The following is an 18,664-nucleotide window of genomic DNA, read 5'->3' as shown; positions in this document are numbered from 1 at the left end:
GTAACTCTTTATAAAGAAAAAGGACTGCCTGTTGATTGACCGTCCTTTTTCTGAAATGTAGCTAGTCTGAGACTAACTTAGAATGCAAAGTGTTCCGCATCCAGGTTCATCAATGGCTCTACACCTGTCGCAATCACTTCAACGTGTGAACGAACGCGTGGCAGGATTTTCTTGAAGTAGAAGCGTGCTGTCGTCACTTTGGCATTGTAGAAATCAACCTCAGTGGTGCCCGCAGCCAGTTGCTCCTGAGCAACCAATGCCATACGTGCCCATAGGTAAGCTAGAGTGACATAACCAGAGAAGTAGAGGTAATCGACTGCAGCCGCACCCACTTCTTCAGGGTTTTGCATCGCGCGCATACCAATCTGCATGGTCAGATCGCCCCATTCTTTGTTCAAGGCAGCCAATGGTTCAACGAATTCTTTCATTGCAGCATTGTCTTTGTGCGCTTCAGCAAATTTATGGATGATCTTGGTGAAGTCTTTCAACATTGCACCTTGCGTACCCAATACTTTACGGCCTAACAAGTCTAGTGCCTGAATTTCAGTGGTACCTTCGTACAAGCAGGCGATACGTGTATCACGTACGATCTGCTCCATACCGTGCTCAGAAATAAAGCCGTGACCACCAAATACCTGTACACCGTGTTTCGCAGCTTCAGAACCAGTTTCAGTCAGGAACGCTTTTGCGATTGGTGTCAGCAATGACAGGATGTTGTCTGCAAATTTACGGTCTGCTTCTTCTGCAGCATGTTCAACTACGTCAGCATATTGTGCTAACAGGTAAACCAGTGCACGACCACCTTCTGCATATGCTTTTTGAGTTAAAAGCATGTTACGTACCGCAGGATGCACAATGATTGGATCTGCTTCTTTTTCAGGTGCTTTAGGACCAGAAAGAGAGCGCATTGCCAGACGATCTTTTGCGTATGCAAGCGCGCCTTGGAATGAACCTTCAGATGCTGCAAGACCTTGAACTGCTGTACCGATACGTGCTGTGTTCATGAACGTAAACATGCAGTTCAAGCCGCGGTTTTCAGGTCCAATCAGGAAGCCTTTAGCATTGTCAAAGTTGATGACACAAGTCGCGTTACCATGAATACCCATCTTGTGTTCGATCGAACCACAACGTACACCGTTACGCTCGCCAATAGAACCGTCAGCATTTAGGTTGAATTTTGGCACGATGAATAATGAGATACCTTTGGTACCTTTCGGTGCACCTGGCAGGCGAGCAAGTACGATATGGATAATGTTCTCTGCCATGTCGTGTTCACCAGCAGAGATAAAGATTTTCTCGCCAGAGATTGCATAGCTACCGTCCGCTTGTGGTTCAGCTTTGGTACGGATAATACCCAGGTCAGAACCCGCATGGGATTCAGTTAAGCACATGGTACCCGTCCACTCACCTGAAACCAGTTTAGGCAGGTAAGCGTCTTTTTGTTCAGCTGAACCATGATGTTCTAAAGTACGAACCGCACCGTGAGACAGGCCAGGGTACATGCCCCATGCCCAGTTCGCAGTACCCACCATTTCAGAAATCGCGATACCTAAAGAGTTCGGTAAGCCTTGACCGCCGTATTGTTCTTCAGCAGAAAGAGAAGGGAAGCCAAGCTCGATGTATTTTTGGTACGCTTCTTTAAAGCCAGTCGGAGTCGTAACAACGCCGTCATTCCAGGTACAGCCTTCACGGTCACCGGTCTGGTTGATCGGAGACAATTCGTTTTCACAGAAGTCGGCCGCAGCTTCTAAGTACTGATCTACCAGCTCACGGCTTACGTTTTCTTGGAATGCAGGGAGATTTGCATAGTGTTGTTCAGCATTTAATAATTCATGCAACACAAATTGCATATCACGTAAAGGCGCTTTGTATTGTGGCATATCGGTTTCCTCAATACTGGTTGAACCAGCGTTATAATCTTAGATGAACTAAAACCTGTCTTCACTGACACGGTTTGGAATGATCTAATCGTGCAACAACTTCCCCTGCGGTACAAGCTTTTCGGGGTGTTTTCTTGGTGACTGTAAAGTCAAAGATTAATCTGCATGACGCATTAAAGGTCTTGAGTATAAAGACTTTAGCCATATTCTGCAGGAAACGAATAGTCAACTGTATGCATGAAAGAGCACGCAATAAAAAAGCACCCGAAGGTGCTAGTCGTGAAGCCTTGATTCCTATGCATTAATAGGTAGAGGCTGTGGGCTGGAAACGGACATGACATTTGCCATTGATAGTTTGTTCGCTCATCTTGATCTGTGCAGCAGTCCCGTCTTTTTTGCCTTGACAGGCTTGCAGCATGGCTCGTTGATGTGCCTGATGTTGAGCGAGGCGCTGATCAAACTGTTTAGTCAATTCTGCACGTTTGGCATCCGTCAAGACTTCACCGTGCATCATGCCTCTACGCATATCAGCACGCATTGGACGATGCTCAGCTTTCATGTCGCGATGGCTTTTCATCTCTTTACGATCTGCTTTAAAGACCATCTTGCAGGTGCCGTCTATGGTTTTATCGCCAGTCTTGATTTGAACGGCCGAGCCCACAGCTTTATTGTCGCAGGCCTGTTGAAGCTGTTTGGCAAACTGCATGCGTTCTGCACGCTTTGCCTTAAACTGCTCACGCTGTTCGGGAGTTAGATGCTGTTTTTTGCCTTCATGATGTTTCATCATGTGGGGATGATCATTGCTTGGCACATTGCTGGTGGATTGACAGGCAGTCAACGCACCCATTGATAAAACACTTGCACTGATTAAAGCTATTTTTGTCATGGTTTGCATTGTATTTATCCCCGTCAAGAAGCTGATTCTATGTCAGATAAAGATTAAACAATAAAGATGAAGAAACAATGAAGAGTTTTTTGCTGCGGTGTTCGCTACAATAATGAATATAGAAGAAAAATTGAGATTTTAGTTTTGAACATTCGCCGTATTCCCATTGCATTACGTCTATTTTTGACCGTGCTGTTGACCACGTTGGTCATTACCACAGTGAGCCTGGGTGTATTGCATCTGAATATGCAGCGTAATTTCGCCCGTTATGTCGCCGATGTCGAAATGCAGAAGCTAGATTATGTGATTGAAAATCTGGCAGATGTCTATGCGGTCTATCAGGACTGGGGCAACGCGATTCAGGCACAGATTCTCCAGATGGAAGGTGAAGCCGCACCAGATGATTATGACCGATTATCACGCTGGTGGCTGCGCCGTCAGTATGATATTGCCTTGCAGCAGCGTTATTTTCAGGAACAGACTCTGGCTCAGGTCGCACCCAGTATGGTAGATCCGGCGCTGCCACAACGTCAGGTCAATGAAGAAGAATTACGTGTGCTGGCATCTAATTTGCCTTCACAGTTTCAGCCCTTTGAAGGCTTGAAATTCCCGCTCAGCTCCAATCAGAATCTGTTTAGGGCTGATCGCAAGAATGGGGAACAGCCAGCACAGCAGCCGACCGGCAAGAAACAGTTTATCCAGATGCCGGATCGTCTTGGTCTCAGTTCACGTCTTTCTCTGTATGATGCCAAGCGTCGTTTTGTGGTCGGTGAGGCTTCGGATGAGCAGGTCTCTTATCGCCCAATTATGGTGAATAACCAGATTGTCGGCTATTTGGGCTTAAAACCGGTTCTGGATCAGGATGATGCCTTAAGTATCAATTTCTTTAGTAACCAGAAGCGTTATTTATTTCTGGTTTATGCACTCAGTATTTTGGCGAGTCTGATTGCGTCCCTGTTATTGGCGACTTATTTCAAAAAGCCGATTCAACGGCTGCTCAATGGCACACGTGCCTTGACTCAGGGAAATTATCAATATCAGGTTAAAGTGAACCGGAATGATGAATTAGGTGATTTATCCAATGAATTAAATGCATTGGCGGTGATTCTGGATCAGCATGAAACCTCACGCCGTCAGTGGGTGGCAGATACCTCACATGAGTTAAAAACGCCACTAGCAGTCTTACAGGCACAGATTGAAGCGATGCAGGACGGAATCCGTAAACCAACGCCTGAACATTTTGCTTCCATGCTGGCTCAGGTGAACAGTCTGAAAAAACTGACCCAAGATCTGGCCGCATTGGCACAGGTCGATGCCCAGCAATTGCAATTCTATTTCTCGACGGTGAATCCGTGGGAGGTTGTGCAGCAGGAACTCATTAACTTCCAGCCGAACTTTGAACAGGCTGAATTAGTGGTTACTGCAGATGGCGAAGGAACTGATTTAAATCTGGATCTAGATCGTTTTAAACAGATTGTGGCGAACTTGCTGAGTAACAGTATTCGCTATACTGAAGCAGGCGGGCAGGTGCATATTCATACCACACAGGATGATAAAGAATGGACCTTATATGTCGATGATAGTCCGTTTGGTCTGACTGATGAACAACTGACGCGTATTGGTGAGCGTTTCTACCGTGTCGATGATTCTCGTACCCGGGCGACTGGCGGAACCGGACTGGGTTTGGCATTATCATGTAAAATTACACAGGCGCTGGGCGGCAGCTTAAGCTTTGCACATTCACCACTGGGTGGTTTACGATGCAAGCTGAGCTTTCCTAAACAAGTGAAACCATAAAGGAAATATATTGATGAAACATGTCATGCTGGTTGAAGATGAAATCGAACTTGCACAGTTGGTGCGAGACTATCTGGAAGCTGCTGGTTTTGAGGTCAGTATGTTTCATGATGGGCAGGAAGCATATAACAGTTTTACCCAGCGTAAACCGAGTCTGATGATTCTGGACTTGATGGTGCCGCGTATGGACGGCCTGACCATTTGCCGTAAGGTACGTGAACAGTCGGATTTACCGATTATTATGGTGACTGCACGTACTGAAGAAATTGACCGTGTGTTGGGTCTGAATATGGGTGCAGATGATTATCTCTGTAAACCATTTAGTCCGAAAGAACTGGTCGCGCGTGTACAGGCTGTGTTACGTCGTCTGGATCGTAAATCAGAACCGGAAAGCAATGATTTATTCCGTATGGACAAATCACAACAGCGCATCTGGTATCAACAAAAAGCCTTGAATTTAACGCCGACCGAATTCCGTTTACTGGAGTTATTCCTGGAACATGTCGGACAGGTCTATTCACGTGCGCAATTGCTGGATCATATTAATCCGGACAGTTTTGATGTGGCTGACCGTGTCATTGACAGTCATATCAAGAATTTACGCCGTAAGATTTCAGATGCGGCTGAAACCGGCAACCGTCATGAGTGGATTCAGGCGGTGTATGGGGTCGGTTACCGTTTTGAATATCCTGAAGACTGATTAAGTTTTTAATGTTTAAGAGAAGCGAATAGGTGAGAACTTATTCGCTTTCTTTATAAAGCATTATTTTTTTTGATTTTATGAAAAGAACAGTACACTTGTATAATGCCTCCTGGATCATTTTAGAGGGTTCTGAAACCTATGGTTTGGATGGTTAAGAATTTATTCTGATCGAGGGCGAAAAACTGTTGGCTATCAATATTTTAATTTATTTCAATATAATAATGAATGCAGTCTCTAGTATCCTCACAGATTAAAGGAAATCTTGCCCAATTTTTTAAAATGCCTGTTTGGGTGAAACCTGATTTAATCAGGACGTTTTTTGATCTGGTATGTTCTGCATCATAAAAAGTCTCAATTCTTTCAAGAGTGCTATTATCTTTTAAATAAGTAAGTACAGCTTTTAGTGACTCTTGCATGAACCCTTGTCCTTGAAATTTTTTTCCTAGCCCAAAGTGGATTTCCCCACAATTCTCTTTATTAAAAAACAATACAATTCCCAGAGCCAAATCGGTTTTCTGGTCGCTGACAATCCAGGCAAAATTTTTATCTGGGTCTTCCCAGTTGACCCCACACCAATTTTCCAACATGTTTTTTGTCTGACATATATTTTTATGTGGCATTCTCTGGAGGTATTTGCTCGCTTCCCAGTCTCCGAAATATTCAGTAAAGAGAGAATTTTCATCCCCAGTCTGAAATTTACGTAAATTTAGACGATCAGTTTTTATAGGCGAAGCTAATACTTTGCGAGTTTTCATAGTTATTTAATTTAAAATTCTAGCCTTAGTTTAAAAATATATGATCAGCTTCTTCTAGTACAGCTTAAATGCTCCTAAATAATTTAATTCTTTGCTGATCTACTTTCTTCAATTTTGCCACCACCAGCTTATAAGAATTCAGCACCAAATCTTTAATCAAAGATTCATCCAGATCTTCATCCTCGTAAACTGAAATCCAATGCTGTTTATTCATATGCCAGCCCGTATGAATATAAGGATAAATATCCCGCAGCATTGCACCATGCTCAGGCTCGACTTTTAAATTAATCGCAGCTTTTCCTTGCAAATGAAAAGTCAGCATAAAGACTTTATCCATGACTTTAAATACATCACAACCTTCACCAAAAGGCTGAGTGACAGTGACTTCCGGCAGTTTTAATGCAGTCGATGAAGCAACAATGTGTAGGGTCATAAGTTATGGATAGCTCATCATAAAACTGTGGATAATGCTTAAATTATCCACAGTTTTTATTTTGGATGTGAATAAATTAAGACGAACAACTCACCATGACTTCAGGCACATCACTTGGTAATGGTGCTAAATCTTCAGGCTGTTCCAAATCTGGCTGTTTTAGATAAGGCTGACTGAGTAATTTAAACAGACGACCTACTTCAGAAAAATCATCCCGCTCTGCCAGTTCAATGGCTTTCTGTGCCATATGATTACGTATAATATAATGTGGATTGATCAAGTGCATGGCGGCGTCTAACTCTTCAATATCCTGTTGTTCTCGAATGCTTTCATATTGTGTCAAAAATGCTTCAAACTGACGACGATCCAGACAATCATCTTTAAGGGCTTCATAGTCTTTATTTTGCATACGGATAAAACTTTGGGTGTAGTCCAGTTGTTCACTCTGTAAAATGCGCAGAAAGGCCATTGCGCAGTCAAAACTGTCTTTATGGAAACTTGGCAAGCCCATTTTCTGGTTTAAACCATGTTTATAATGCTCTAAAAATGTTGGCTCATAGTGCTCCAGACACGCTGCTAAATCCTGTTTCCATTGTTCTTTGTCATAATCTGTAGGGCAGAGCGGCACCAGATTGTTTAACCATTGCCACAAATTCCAGTGTCCGATACTTGGCTGCTGCTGATAGGTATAACGCCCTTGATAATCCGAGTGGTTATTGATCCAGTTCGGACGGAAGCGCTCCATAAAGCCATAAGGACCAAAGTCCAAAGTTGAACCGGTAATATTCAGGTTGTCAGTATTCATCACGCCATGTGCAAAACCAACCCGTTGCCATTTGGCAATCATCACCGCAGTGCGCTGAATAACTTTTGTGGCAAAGCTCAGAATCGGCTGTTCGGCTTGCAGGCATTCTGGATAATGCCATTCGATACATTTCTGGGTAAATTCAGCTAGTAGATCTGGCTGATACTGATTGATCCATTCAAAATGGCCGAAACGGATATGACAGTCTGAAGTACGCAACATCATCGCGCCCGGCTCTAGCTTCTCACGCTGAATACCTTGGATTGATGAAGTAAAACCAACTGCATTACTGGATGCTACACCTAAAGCATTTAAGGCATGACCTGCCAGATACTCACGAATGACTGAACGCAGTACTGCACGACCATCGCCCATGCGTGAATAAGGGGTTGCACCAGCACCTTTTAAATGCAGGTCAATGGTCTGATTATTTTTATCCAGAATTTGCGCAATCAACAACCCGCGACCATCTCCCAACTGTCCTGCCCATTGTCCAAACTGATGACCTGCATAGACCATAGCCAAGGGTTCAAATTCAGTAAAAACTTTCTGACCACTACAAATCTCGACCCATTGCGCCTTGTCTTCATCCGACCATTGCAATTGCTCTGCTAAAGCTGCATTAAAATGTCCGGCTTTCGCACCTTTTAACGGCAGCGGAACTTGATGGTGATAGAGGCGGGCGGGCAGTGTTTGATAGCGAGAGTTAAAATACATGGCATCAGTACAGGATTGGAATAAATTTACTATAACAAAGATAGCTGTATAAAACTGTTGTATAAGCGAGAGTTCACGTTATCTTTCGGACATAAAAAAAGCCCCAATCGGGGCTTTAGTGTTCAACAGCTTTTATTGAGAAACTGCAGATTTTTTCAAATTACGAACCAGTAGATTCAAGGTTTGACGATGATGAGAAAGACGCTGTTCAACCAGCTGGAATTCAACTTTCAGCTTGTCATCCATCTGATGGATTTTTTCAGCCATCGATGCTTTCTTGACCTGAATTTCCTGTTCTTTCAGCTTCGCCCAGTCATTTAAAGTTTGGGTAAATGCATCATATTCCTGTGCGATCTTGGTTTTTACCGCCGAGATATCTTCAGAAACATCATGGCCATATACCGCAAGATCCTGTTCAGCATATTTAAACTTCATTGCCAATTCCGCTTTTTTGATATTAAAGCTAGGAATGCGGCGCAAGTTTTTAGCTAAACCAAGTTTAGAACAAGTCCAGATCAACCATTTAGTTGGATCGTATTGCCACCATTTTACGCCGTTACGGTAATCGTATTGGAAAATGTGGTGATAGTTATGATAACCCTCACCCCAAGTTGCAACCGCGAGTACGAAGTTGTCACGTGCAGTATTTTCATCGGTATAAGGACGATTTCCCCACATGTGGCAAAGTGAGTTAATGAAGAAGGTCACATGATGGCTCAGGATTAAACGCATTAATCCACCCAACAGCAACACGCCCCAGACATCGCCGACTGCCCAGCCAATTGGCAATAAAATCGCAGCATGAACAGTAATCACTAAAGGAACGTAGTATTTGTCCTGAAACATCACCACTTTATCTTTTAATAGATCTGGCGCATTTTTATAGTTGGCAGCACCAGATGGATAATCACGTAACATCCAGCCAATATGTGCATACCAGAAGCCTTTATTGATCGAGTACGGGTCTTGATCAACATCATCGACATGACGGTGATGGGTACGGTGACCAGATGCCCAGAATAAAATACTATTCTGTACAGCAAATGTACCCATAATCATCAAGATGATTTTTAATGGTAAAGTGGCTTCATAAGCACGATGTGCCCACAGGCGATGGTATCCTGCTGTAATGCCGAGGCTGCTTACGCCCAGTAAAACAAACATACTGATCCAAGCGGCAGCGCTAAAATCATGGTGATACGCATACAACGGAATCGCAATCAGGGCTACGATCGGTAAAAATACCAATGCAAACACAGCAATCCAGTTGATGGGGGCTTTGGGTAAGGGAGCATTCATCTCCAACAGCACTCCTAGAACCTCGGAAGGTATAACAAAAAGCAGAAACTACTGTTGGTTTTAACAGCAGCCTATCTTGTCCATATTAGCATGTGCCCTAAGGCATCACTAGCATTATTGTACGGTTGTATTGTACTTGTCGGTAACAGAATAAGTAGGGCAGAAGTGACCATTTTGCGAGCGTAGACGGGTTCTGATTTCCGACTAAGTGACTGAGGATTATCACTCTTTCAGAAAATGGAAACCGAATGAATCAGAGGAAAATAGTTGTTCATAATTTCTACAATATTATCAGGAAATTTGCAGAATATAGAGGTTGGGCAACTTAATTTCACTTTCAAATAAAATCTGATTAAGGAAGATTCACACTTTCATTATTACATTTTCGAAATGAACTGGATCAAGAAATACCTAGATCAATCAAGGCTAAGAGAGATTATTTAGAGTTGTTGTAGCATCAATTTTGGATAATCGGTAATCACCCCCTGAATGCCCCAGTCTCGCAGCTGTTTGGCACGGGTGACATCATTGACCGTCCAGACACTGATATTCAACTCGGCAGCCTGCGTGGCTTGAATCAGGTCTTTACTGGCCAGTTCATCCATCCAGCCAATATGACAGCATCCAAGTTCCAGCGCCTGATCAATGGCTTGATGTTTGACATCGGTTTCAATCAATAAACCGCGTTTTAAACGTGAGTTTTGCTGTTTAAATGCATCCAGAATTTTGGCATCAAAGCTGGTAATAATGGCTGCCTGCTCATAGCCTTGTAACTGCTTTTCGACTTCAAACGCGATTTTTTCAGCTGCTTCTTCAGATGCTACGCTTTTAATTTCGACTTCAATATGCTCAAAATTTCGAATGACATTTAAGGTTTGATCGAGCAATGGGGTCGCTTCGATTTTATTCCATTCTGACCAGGCCACTGCGTGATTATATTGGGTAAGATCTTGACGGTTACACTCGTATAGATGCTTCTGCAAACCGGTGGTACGCACAAAGTCGTCATCATGCATGATGATTAAGGCATTGTCTTTGAGCTGACGGACATCAAACTCAACGGCGCGAATGCCAATCTCCTGAATATATTGAAAACCGCCCAAGGTATTTTCAGGGGCTTCGCCACGTGCACCACGATGACCAATTATGCGCATAAGATGCTCATGAGTGGGAAAGTTAAGTTCATTTTGCGAGGGCTACGTGACAGAAGAGTGACACTTTCTATTTTCGTCAGATGTTCTGTAAAATCAAGAGACATCTGACGTGTATTTTTAGATAGCAACTTGAAACATAATTTTACTTTTCGATGCTGTCATTGATATTTTTTTGCCACAGCACTTCGGAACCGCCCTCAGCACGTTGCAGGGTACGTGATGCTACAAATAACCAGTCCGATAAACGATTAAGTAGTTGCAGTGACGCTGCCTGAATATTTTGGTCACGGTGATGTACCGACATGACGCTGCGTTCTGCACGACGGCAAACAGCGCGGGCCTGATGGGCAAAGCTACACACCAGCGTTCCGGTAGGCAAAATAAAGTCTTTGAGCATTGGTAAGGCCGCATTCATTCGGTCGATATCATTTTCCAAAAACTCAATCGATACCGGTTGCACCAGATTAAAACCCGGAATGCAGACTTCGCCGCCCAGATCAAATAGCCAGTGCTGAATCAGGCTTAAAGATTTATCCCAAGCGGCTTGATCTTTAATAGTGCTTGCTGAAATTTGTGCACGTAATACGCCAATCACGGCATTCAGTTCATCGACATCACCCAGCGCGGTAATACGCAAGTCATCTTTGGCAACGCGTGAGCCATCACCAAGCCCTGTAGTACCCGAATCGCCTGTGCGGGTGTAGATTTTACTTAAACGGTGGCCCATATGTGTTCCTTGAATTTTTAATGAAGATAATAAAAAAGGATAATGTCGGTCATAACATTATCCATAAACTGCGCTGTTTTAAAGTTTTTTGCTGTTTAGAGCTTAGTATTTAAAGGTCACGCCGGCAGAAGCGAGACGGCCACCGTTGATGTACCAATCTTTATTGCCATATTGTTCAGTTCGATATTCAACATCACCAATATTTTGAATATTCGTAAATAATTTCACTTGTGGCGTTAGATTTAAATAAGCATTTAAGTCCACAGTTGCATAACCTGAAATTTGCTCTGAATTACTATTGTTTGTATATGACTTTGACCGAGCGATAAGAGATGCACTTATTCCATACTTGTCATTTTCAAGACCTGTAGTAAGAGTTAGTGACTGCTTAGGACGATAAGCAAGCTCTTTACCATTCTCTTTGTTCTCAGTTTTTGCATAAGCATAAGCAGTGGATACAAAAAGGTCATCTTGAGCCCATTTAATACTTGCTTCTCCACCTTTTATCTTGGCAACTGCAATATTTTCATTTTGAGAGTCACCATAACCGATTAGATCTTTAATCTTGGTGTGATAAGCAGAAACTTGAGTGCTCAGATTATCTGTTAGTTTATAGTCTAAACCAAGCTCGTATGAGGTACTTTTTTCTGGAGTCAGATCAGTATTACCTCCCCATTTTGTATAGAGCTCATTTAGACTAGGGGCGCGGAATGCTGTACCAATATTTGTATAGATACTAGCATTTGGTAGAAAGTGATAGCGAATGGCACCTTGTCCAACGGTATGTGTACCAAATCGTTCATTATCTTCTAAACGGACTCCAAGTTGAGTATCTAGAAGGTTATTCTTAAATTGGTGTTGTGCATAGTAACCTTTACTTTCTACGCTTTGATCATTTGCTAGGATGCTATTAGTTTTATAGTTAGCATCGTTATAAGTTGCACCGATTAAAATGTTTTGGTACTTATTAAACTTCCACTTGAGGTTTAAATCTGCTTCATTATTTTCAGTATTATAATGGTCACCGTAATCAATGACATTTTGTTTGTCTTGAACATTTGCTAGATGAGTACCTAAAATTATATTTGGCGAAACGTGGTAACTTAGTTTGGCATTAATGATACGGTTTTTAAACTCACGTGGTGAGGTTGTTGTATTGTAATTACTGCTAAAGATACTAGTACCTTTATTTTCACTGATAGAGATGGAGCTATTTAGCAATTCTTCTTTAATATAACCAAGTTTTGCACTATATCCTTGTTGGTCAAAACTGCCAAGATCATTAGTCGGTAAATTTTCATAAATACGGGTACCATCAGTTTCTAACTGTTGGCCACTAACTTGTGCATAAAATCCGTTATTAGCAACTAAATTAGCTTTTGCAATAGCTTTATAGGTTTGATTCTCTCCATAAATACTAGTAATTTCAGCACCAGTTTTTTCAGGTTTCTTAGAGAGAAGTTGGACAACTCCACCAATAGCATCACTGCCATATTGAACAGAGGCAGGACCTTTTAAAATCTCCACTTGTTGAACATCTGTTGTATCTAAAAAAGAAGGGTATAAAGGACCATAATTATTTTGACTGTTTAAACGTGCTCCATCTTTAAGCACTAAAGTATGAACAGCGTTTGTACCACGAAGTCTAATTTCAGAAACTTGTCCAAAACCACCGCTTTGTTTGATATATATGGATGGATCACGCTGAATTAATTCAGAGATGTTTAAAATAGGATTTGATTCAATAGTCTTCTGATCAATTACTGAAATTCGAGCAGGGACATTTTCAATGTTTTCTGCAGAACGAGTTGCTGTAACCACAATGGTATCTAAAGATGCTTTCGCAACTTTTTGCTCGTTAGCAAAAACAGATGAAGTGGTCCCCAACGCAAGTGCGATCGCACCTACCAAGGCAGTAGGTTGACAATGAAGTGACATGTTAAAGCTCCCTACATTCACTTCCCCGTGAATGATTGAGTTATAGAACACAACAAGCAGGTTTCCGGACTTAAATGTGCAAAGCAGCGACTTTGCTGTATATCCACCTTCCCACATCAAGATGCAGTGGTGTAAACCGAAGAGTTTAAATTGATAGACGTTTCATTTTTTACCGTTGCGGGGGCAGTGCTGGATTTACACCAGCTTCCCTAAAGCCTGAAGGCTTGGACTTGCTGCAAAGTGAGCGCAGTATAAAGTCAGTATGAGTTATATACAATCTGCATAGAGAATAATCCGGATGAACTTTTACGCAAGTCAGAAAAATTGCATTACAATGATTTGCCCCAATCTTACAGATTGTTCAATACATTGGTAGATCTAGAGCCAACATAATATGCGAACCCGTGCCAAAATTTGTGGAATCACCCGAGTTGAAGATGTACATGCCGTAGCCAATGCTGGCTGTGACGCGATAGGATTTGTATTTTATCCACCGAGTCCGCGGCATGTCACTTTAGAGCAGGCTGAAATCCTGATTCAGTCGGTTCCAGCTTATGTACAGGCGGTGGGTTTATTTGTGAATAGTCACGCAGATGAAATCCAGGCGATTTTAAATAAAATACCGCTGGATATTTTACAATTTCATGGCGATGAAACACCTGAACAGTGTCAGGCTATCGCCCAGCAGGTCGGACGCCGCTGGTATAAGGCCATTCAGGTGAAACCTGATCTGGATGTAGTCGCAGAAATTCAAGGTTATCAAGATGCCGGCGCAAGTGCAGTGCTGTTAGACGCATGGCATCCTGAACTGAAAGGCGGCACAGGGCACAGCTTCGATTGGGACACCTTTCCCAAACTCAATATTCCCTTGATCTTGGCAGGCGGTTTAAATCCTGACAATATCGAACAGGCAATTCTCACCACACAGGCGTATGCCGTGGATGTGAGTGGCGGTGTCGAGTCCGCAAAAGGTATTAAAGACCAACAACTCATAGAACGCTTTATGCAAGGAGTCCATCGTGGATCAGCAAAGTACTAGCCAGAACAGTCAGGCAGTTGACTATACCCAATTCCCGGATGAACGCGGGCATTTCGGTATTCATGGCGGACGTTTTGTGTCAGAAACACTTATGGCGGCTTTAGAAGACTTGGAAAAGCTCTATTTCCGTATGAAAGATGATGCGCAGTTTTTGGCAGAATTTGACCGTGACATGGCGTTTTACGTCGGTCGTCCGAGTCCCTTATATCATGCTGAGCGATGGTCGAAAGAGTTGGGTGGCGCACAGATTTACCTGAAACGTGAAGACCTGAACCATACCGGTTCGCACAAAGTGAATAATACAATCGGTCAGGCCTTGCTGGCGAAGCTTTCCGGCAAGAAACGTATTATTGCCGAAACAGGGGCAGGCCAGCACGGTGTAGCAACGGCAACGATTGCAGCACGTTTAGGTCTTGAATGCGTAGTATTTATGGGCGCAGACGATGTAAAACGTCAGGCGATGAACGTCTACCGTATGCGTTTATTAGGTGCGACGGTTGTGCCGGTAGAAAGTGGCTCTAAAACCTTAAAAGATGCCATGAATGAAGCCATGCGTGATTGGGTGACCAATGTTGATTCAACCTATTATGTGATTGGTACTGTGGCAGGTCCACACCCATATCCACAGTTGGTTCGTGATTTCCAGTCGATCATTGGTCGTGAAGCACGCCGTCAGATTCTGGAACAGGCTGGCCGTCTGCCAGATGCACTGGTAGCATGTGTCGGTGGTGGATCCAATGCCATGGGCTTGTTCTATCCATTCCTGAATGACCAAGACGTGAAAATGTACGGCGTTGAAGCAGCAGGTCATGGGATTGAATCAGGCAAGCACTCTGCGCCGTTGAATGCCGGTCATGTCGGTGTCCTGCATGGTAACCGAACTTACCTGATGTCGGATGCACAAGGCCAGATCATCGAAACCCATTCAATTTCTGCAGGTCTGGATTATCCGGGTGTGGGTCCGGAACATAGCTTCCTGAAAGATATGGCCCGTGTTAAATACGTACCGATCAATGATCAGGAAGCTTTACAAGGTTTCCGCGACTTGACCAAGATTGAAGGCATTATTCCGGCGTTAGAAAGCGCACATGCTATGGCTTATGTCACTAAACTTGCACCGACCATGGACAAGGATCAAATTATTATTGCGACGGTTTCAGGTCGTGGTGATAAGGACTTGATGACCGTTGCCCGTATTGATGGCGTGGAAATGGTAGAGATGTAAGCTCCTTAAAGTCCTCTCCTTATAGGAGAGGGTTGGATGAGGTTAAATCTCACAAAAGGATAAGTTAAAAAATCGTGCTAATAAAAATTAGCACGATTTTTTATTGAGTAGATTTTGAAAAAACATGCCTGTATGGAATTAAGAAAATTCACCTTGCGCGCGCTCTTTGGCCCATTCGCGTAAAACAAATTTCTGCAATTTACCGGTCGAGGTTTTTGGAATTTCGGTAATCACCACATCCTTAGGCACTTTAAAGCGGGCCAGATGTTCACGGCAAAATTCCATAATTTCTTCTTCAGTGGCCTTGGTGCCTTCTTTGAGCTCAATAAAGGCACAAGGAACTTCCTGCCAGCGTGAATCAGGCTTGGCGACTACCGCTGCAGTCAGCACCGCCGGATGCTGATACAGTACTTCTTCCACTTCAAGCGATGAAATATTTTCTCCGCCAGAAATAATCACATCTTTGGAACGGTCGGTAATTTTGGCATAGCCATCCGGTTGGCATACCGCCAAATCTCCCGTATGGAACCAGCCACCGGCAAAGGCTTCTGCTGTCGCCTCAGGATTTTTCAGATAACCTTTCATCACGATATTGCCACGGAACATGATTTCACCCATGGTCTGACCATCATGTGGCACTTCCTGCATGGTATCCGGATCAAGCACTTTCATGCCATCTTGCAATGGATACGGGACGCCTTGACGGGAGTGCAACTGTGCCTGTTCCTGAATAGACAGATCGCTCCAGCCTGCCTGTGAAGCGCAGAGTGCAGAAGGGCCATAGGTTTCAGTCAAGCCGTAAACATGCGTTACGTTAATACCGATATTGCGCATGCCTTCAATAATTGCTGCTGGAGGTGCGGCACCCGCCACCATCACTTCGACACGATGATCAATTTTGGTCTTTTTCTCTTCAGGTGCGTTAATCAGCATTGACAAGACAATTGGTGCACCGCAGAAGTAATCGACTTTATGTTCAGCAATCAGTTTAAAGATCAGTTCAGCATCAACTTTACGCAAGCAAACGTTGGTTCCACCGTTGGCCGCCATGGTCCAGGCAAAGCACCAGCCATTACAGTGGAATAGCGGCAGTGTCCATAAATAGGTGGCACGTGGTGTCATGCCACAGGCAATAATATTACTGGCTGCGTTAATGTAGGCACCACGATGATGATAGACCACGCCTTTCGGGTTGCCGGTGGTCCCAGAAGTGTAACTTAAGCTGATGGCATCCCATTCATCTTGAGGTAAATGCCATTCAAAGTTTGCATCGCCTTGCGCAATCCAGTCTTCATATTCGATTTGGCCAATACGCTGGTCTTCACCTTCAAACTCTGCATCAGCCACATCAATGACATAAATGTCTTGTGAAACTAGAGCGAGTGCTTCAGTCGCAAGTGCAGTAAATTCAGGATCAACCAATAATACTTTGCTCTCAGCATGTTCCAGCATGAAAGCAAGGGTCTTGGCATCCAGACGGGTATTTAAGGTATTCAGGACGGCACCTGCCATTGGTACAGCAAAATGCGCTTCGATCATGGCAGGGACGTTAGGCAGCAGGACAGACACGGTATCATTTTTACCGATGCCTAATTTTTGGAGTTGGTTGGCAAACTGACGACAACGGTTGTATTTCTCACGCCAGGTAATACGACGCTTACCGTGAATAATCGCGTTCTGGTTTGGATAGATATAAGCTGCACGATCAAGATAGCGTAAAGGTGATAAGGCTACAAAATTCGCGGGGGTACGCGGTAATTCATCATATGCGCTAACCATTGTAAAACTCCGTTCTATATTTATTTTCATATCCTGTTGAAAAGATATGTATTTCTCAGAAATCTTGCATTTATGCTTTAGTCGAGTACGATTTTACAAATTTTAAGTATTTGAATATTAATAAAAATATTTAACCCTACTTAAATCTTTTGAACGCATGGGTTCCCAAGTTTGATTTTTTAGGTATTTTACTCTAGTTCAGCCATTAAAATAATATGAGCCCAGGAAGAATAATGAAAATACAACAGGCGAATGACGTCTGGCGAAACTGGTCGGGGAGCCAGTTCAGTGCCGCTCGGATTGTTCAGCCCAGCCAGATCAGTGAATTACAAAGTTTAGTGAAGACCCATGCACACATTCGTGCAGTGGGTGCAGGACATTCATTTAGCCCATTGGCTAAAACAAATGAGGTGTTGCTTAATCTCGATTTGTTAAAAGGTATCGTTGCCTTTGATCAAGAGAAAACCCAATGCACCGTGCGGGCCGGGACGCGTTTATATGATTTGGGGAAAGATCTGGTACCGATCAATCAGGCCTTAATCAATCAGGGCGATATAGACCAGCAAAGTCTGGCCGGAGCGATTTCTACCGGAACGCATGGCACGGGCATCGATTTACCTTGCATCTCTGCTTTCGTGGAAGGCTTTGAATTACTGACCGCGGATGGAGAGCTGTTGCAATGTCATCGTGAGCAGAATGCTGAGATATTTCAGGCTGGACGGGTGGCATTGGGCAGCTTGGGCATATTGACCCAAATAACCCTGCAAAATCGACCACGATATAAACTAAAAGAACAGATCCAGCTCTGTTCATTAAAAGACATATTTACCCATATTGGTCAATGGAAACATCAGCACCGACATATTGAGTTTTGGGCTTTTTTACATGCCGATCAAGTGATGCTGAAAACTCTGGATGAAACAGAAGATGACATTCAGTCGAGACAAGAGAGCTGGCCTTCGGAAGATGCTTTGCTGACCCTATGTTCGGAATTGACGCGACTCTTCCCAAAGACAAATCCCTATCTGCAAAAACTGCTCGGTGTATTTGCCAAACCGACCTGCTATGTCGATTGGTCGCATCGCATTTTCCCCACCCCGCGCAATACCAGATTTAATGAAATGGAATATCAGATTCCGGTTGAGCAAGGTTTGCAATGTCTGGAAGAGGTTTTAGCGACTTTAAGGAAGCATAAGGTGCCGATGTTTTTCCCGATCGAGTTCCGTTATGTCAAAGGCGATGAGATCTGGCTGAGTCCTTTTTATCAGCGCGATTCAGTTTCCATTTCCATTCATCAGTTCTATAAACAGGATTATCATGCGATTTTTGATCTGGTCGAGCCGATTTTACAGAAATATCAGGGACGACCGCATTGGGGCAAGTTACATAGTATGAGCGCAGCCTCACTGCGCGAACTCTACCCGAAATGGGATAATTTCATGGTGCTACGTCAGCAATTGGATCCACAGCAAAAATGGCTGAATCCATATTTAAAAGAATTGTTTTTATCTGGGAAATGAGGAGAGG

At 43.4% G+C, this 18,664-nt stretch carries 15 protein-coding genes and 1 riboswitch; of the genes, 5 read left to right on the top strand and 10 right to left on the bottom strand.

The features are described from left to right. Nucleotides 1-77 precede the first annotated feature (77 nt). Both ACP7BU_RS06470 and ACP7BU_RS06465 read right to left on the bottom strand, forming a co-directional pair. Nucleotides 78-1,880 carry an acyl-CoA dehydrogenase C-terminal domain-containing protein gene (locus ACP7BU_RS06470; RefSeq protein ID WP_004278309.1) on the bottom strand — a complete coding sequence of 601 codons (1,803 nt, stop codon included), beginning with the start codon at nt 1,878-1,880 and terminating at the stop codon, nt 78-80. 301 nt (nt 1,881-2,181) lie between these two features. Continuing rightward, entirely contained in the window at nt 2,182-2,775 is a 594-nt protein-coding gene (locus ACP7BU_RS06465; protein ID WP_138743080.1) for a hypothetical protein, read from the bottom strand. A gap of 135 nt (nt 2,776-2,910) precedes the next feature. On the opposite strand from ACP7BU_RS06465, the gene baeS reads away from it, so the two are divergent. Both baeS and ACP7BU_RS06455 read left to right on the top strand, forming a co-directional pair. Continuing rightward, nucleotides 2,911-4,563 (top strand): sensor histidine kinase efflux regulator BaeS, encoded by a 1,653-nt coding sequence (gene baeS, locus ACP7BU_RS06460; RefSeq protein WP_425879223.1) that lies wholly within the window; start codon nt 2,911-2,913, stop codon nt 4,561-4,563. A 13-nt stretch (nt 4,564-4,576) separates the two neighbouring features. Continuing rightward, nucleotides 4,577-5,263 carry a response regulator gene (locus ACP7BU_RS06455; protein ID WP_004278304.1) on the top strand — a complete coding sequence of 229 codons (687 nt, stop codon included), beginning with the start codon at nt 4,577-4,579 and terminating at the stop codon, nt 5,261-5,263. 203 nt (nt 5,264-5,466) lie between these two features. Here the strand turns inward: ACP7BU_RS06455 and ACP7BU_RS06450 are convergent, their stop codons facing one another. The 7 genes from ACP7BU_RS06450 to ACP7BU_RS06420 all read right to left on the bottom strand — a co-directional run bounded on the left by ACP7BU_RS06450 (nt 5,467) and on the right by ACP7BU_RS06420 (nt 13,094). Beyond that, on the bottom strand, nt 5,467-6,021 hold the full coding sequence (locus ACP7BU_RS06450) for a GNAT family N-acetyltransferase (RefSeq protein WP_425879226.1): 555 nt from the start codon (nt 6,019-6,021) through the stop codon (nt 5,467-5,469). 64 nt (nt 6,022-6,085) lie between these two features. Next, on the bottom strand, nt 6,086-6,454 hold the full coding sequence (locus ACP7BU_RS06445; protein WP_213687660.1) for an MmcQ/YjbR family DNA-binding protein: 369 nt from the start codon (nt 6,452-6,454) through the stop codon (nt 6,086-6,088). Between the two features lie 76 nt (nt 6,455-6,530). After that, complete coding sequence (locus ACP7BU_RS06440) at nt 6,531-7,976, bottom strand: protein adenylyltransferase SelO (RefSeq protein ID WP_425879228.1); 1,446 nt, start codon at nt 7,974-7,976, stop codon at nt 6,531-6,533. A 132-nt stretch (nt 7,977-8,108) separates the two neighbouring features. Continuing rightward, nucleotides 8,109-9,275 (bottom strand): acyl-CoA desaturase, encoded by a 1,167-nt coding sequence (locus ACP7BU_RS06435; RefSeq protein ID WP_005267436.1) that lies wholly within the window; start codon nt 9,273-9,275, stop codon nt 8,109-8,111. A 440-nt stretch (nt 9,276-9,715) separates the two neighbouring features. After that, complete coding sequence (locus ACP7BU_RS06430) at nt 9,716-10,429, bottom strand: glycerophosphodiester phosphodiesterase (RefSeq protein WP_213687658.1); 714 nt, start codon at nt 10,427-10,429, stop codon at nt 9,716-9,718. Nucleotides 10,430-10,571: 142 nt separating this feature from the next. Then, entirely contained in the window at nt 10,572-11,156 is a 585-nt protein-coding gene (locus ACP7BU_RS06425) for a cob(I)yrinic acid a,c-diamide adenosyltransferase (protein WP_425879231.1), read from the bottom strand. 102 nt (nt 11,157-11,258) lie between these two features. Beyond that, nucleotides 11,259-13,094, bottom strand: coding sequence for a TonB-dependent receptor plug domain-containing protein (locus ACP7BU_RS06420; protein WP_425879233.1), 1,836 nt, complete (start codon nt 13,092-13,094; stop codon nt 11,259-11,261). Nucleotides 13,095-13,132: 38 nt separating this feature from the next. Further along, nucleotides 13,133-13,343, bottom strand: a riboswitch (cobalamin riboswitch). A gap of 145 nt (nt 13,344-13,488) precedes the next feature. Here ACP7BU_RS06420 and ACP7BU_RS06415 point away from each other — a divergent pair. Beyond that, nucleotides 13,489-14,133 (top strand): phosphoribosylanthranilate isomerase, encoded by a 645-nt coding sequence (locus ACP7BU_RS06415; protein ID WP_425879235.1) that lies wholly within the window; start codon nt 13,489-13,491, stop codon nt 14,131-14,133. Then, on the top strand, nt 14,114-15,358 hold the full coding sequence (trpB, locus tag ACP7BU_RS06410; RefSeq protein ID WP_005261881.1) for a tryptophan synthase subunit beta: 1,245 nt from the start codon (nt 14,114-14,116) through the stop codon (nt 15,356-15,358). The genes ACP7BU_RS06415 and trpB overlap by 20 nt, the downstream gene beginning before the upstream one ends. A 138-nt stretch (nt 15,359-15,496) precedes the next feature. Here the strand turns inward: trpB and ACP7BU_RS06405 are convergent, their stop codons facing one another. Then, nucleotides 15,497-17,137 (bottom strand): acyl-CoA synthetase, encoded by a 1,641-nt coding sequence (locus ACP7BU_RS06405; RefSeq protein ID WP_425879237.1) that lies wholly within the window; start codon nt 17,135-17,137, stop codon nt 15,497-15,499. Between the two features lie 233 nt (nt 17,138-17,370). On the opposite strand from ACP7BU_RS06405, the gene ACP7BU_RS06400 reads away from it, so the two are divergent. Further along, nucleotides 17,371-18,657, top strand: a complete 1,287-nt coding sequence (locus tag ACP7BU_RS06400; RefSeq protein WP_425879239.1) for a D-arabinono-1,4-lactone oxidase — start codon at nt 17,371-17,373, stop codon at nt 18,655-18,657. Nucleotides 18,658-18,664: the final 7 nt, after the last annotated feature.

Origin of the sequence: Acinetobacter sp. 40AMC3-4, assembly GCF_049898185.1 — a bacterium.
GTDB lineage: Bacteria > Pseudomonadota > Gammaproteobacteria > Pseudomonadales > Moraxellaceae > Acinetobacter.
The sequence above is the reverse complement of the archived record's forward strand: the minus strand, read 5'-3'. Positions and strand labels throughout refer to the sequence as shown.

Bases quoted from the DNA above. Each gene is read 5' to 3' on its own strand.
- ACP7BU_RS06435 (WP_005267436.1), bottom strand. From the start codon at position 9,275: ATGAATGCTCCCTTACCCAAAGCCCCCATCAACTGGATTGCTGTGTTT.
- ACP7BU_RS06455 (WP_004278304.1), top strand. From the start codon at position 4,577: ATGAAACATGTCATGCTGGTTGAAGATGAAATCGAACTTGCACAGTTG.
- ACP7BU_RS06450 (WP_425879226.1), bottom strand. From the start codon at position 6,021: ATGAAAACTCGCAAAGTATTAGCTTCGCCTATAAAAACTGATCGTCTA.
- ACP7BU_RS06425 (WP_425879231.1), bottom strand. From the start codon at position 11,156: ATGGGCCACCGTTTAAGTAAAATCTACACCCGCACAGGCGATTCGGGT.
- ACP7BU_RS06465 (WP_138743080.1), bottom strand. From the start codon at position 2,775: ATGCAAACCATGACAAAAATAGCTTTAATCAGTGCAAGTGTTTTATCA.
- ACP7BU_RS06470 (WP_004278309.1), bottom strand. From the start codon at position 1,880: ATGCCACAATACAAAGCGCCTTTACGTGATATGCAATTTGTGTTGCAT.
- ACP7BU_RS06445 (WP_213687660.1), bottom strand. From the start codon at position 6,454: ATGACCCTACACATTGTTGCTTCATCGACTGCATTAAAACTGCCGGAA.
- ACP7BU_RS06405 (WP_425879237.1), bottom strand. From the start codon at position 17,137: ATGGTTAGCGCATATGATGAATTACCGCGTACCCCCGCGAATTTTGTA.
- ACP7BU_RS06430 (WP_213687658.1), bottom strand. From the start codon at position 10,429: ATGCGCATAATTGGTCATCGTGGTGCACGTGGCGAAGCCCCTGAAAAT.
- ACP7BU_RS06400 (WP_425879239.1), top strand. From the start codon at position 17,371: ATGAAAATACAACAGGCGAATGACGTCTGGCGAAACTGGTCGGGGAGC.
- ACP7BU_RS06440 (WP_425879228.1), bottom strand. From the start codon at position 7,976: ATGTATTTTAACTCTCGCTATCAAACACTGCCCGCCCGCCTCTATCAC.
- ACP7BU_RS06415 (WP_425879235.1), top strand. From the start codon at position 13,489: ATGCGAACCCGTGCCAAAATTTGTGGAATCACCCGAGTTGAAGATGTA.
- ACP7BU_RS06420 (WP_425879233.1), bottom strand. From the start codon at position 13,094: ATGTCACTTCATTGTCAACCTACTGCCTTGGTAGGTGCGATCGCACTT.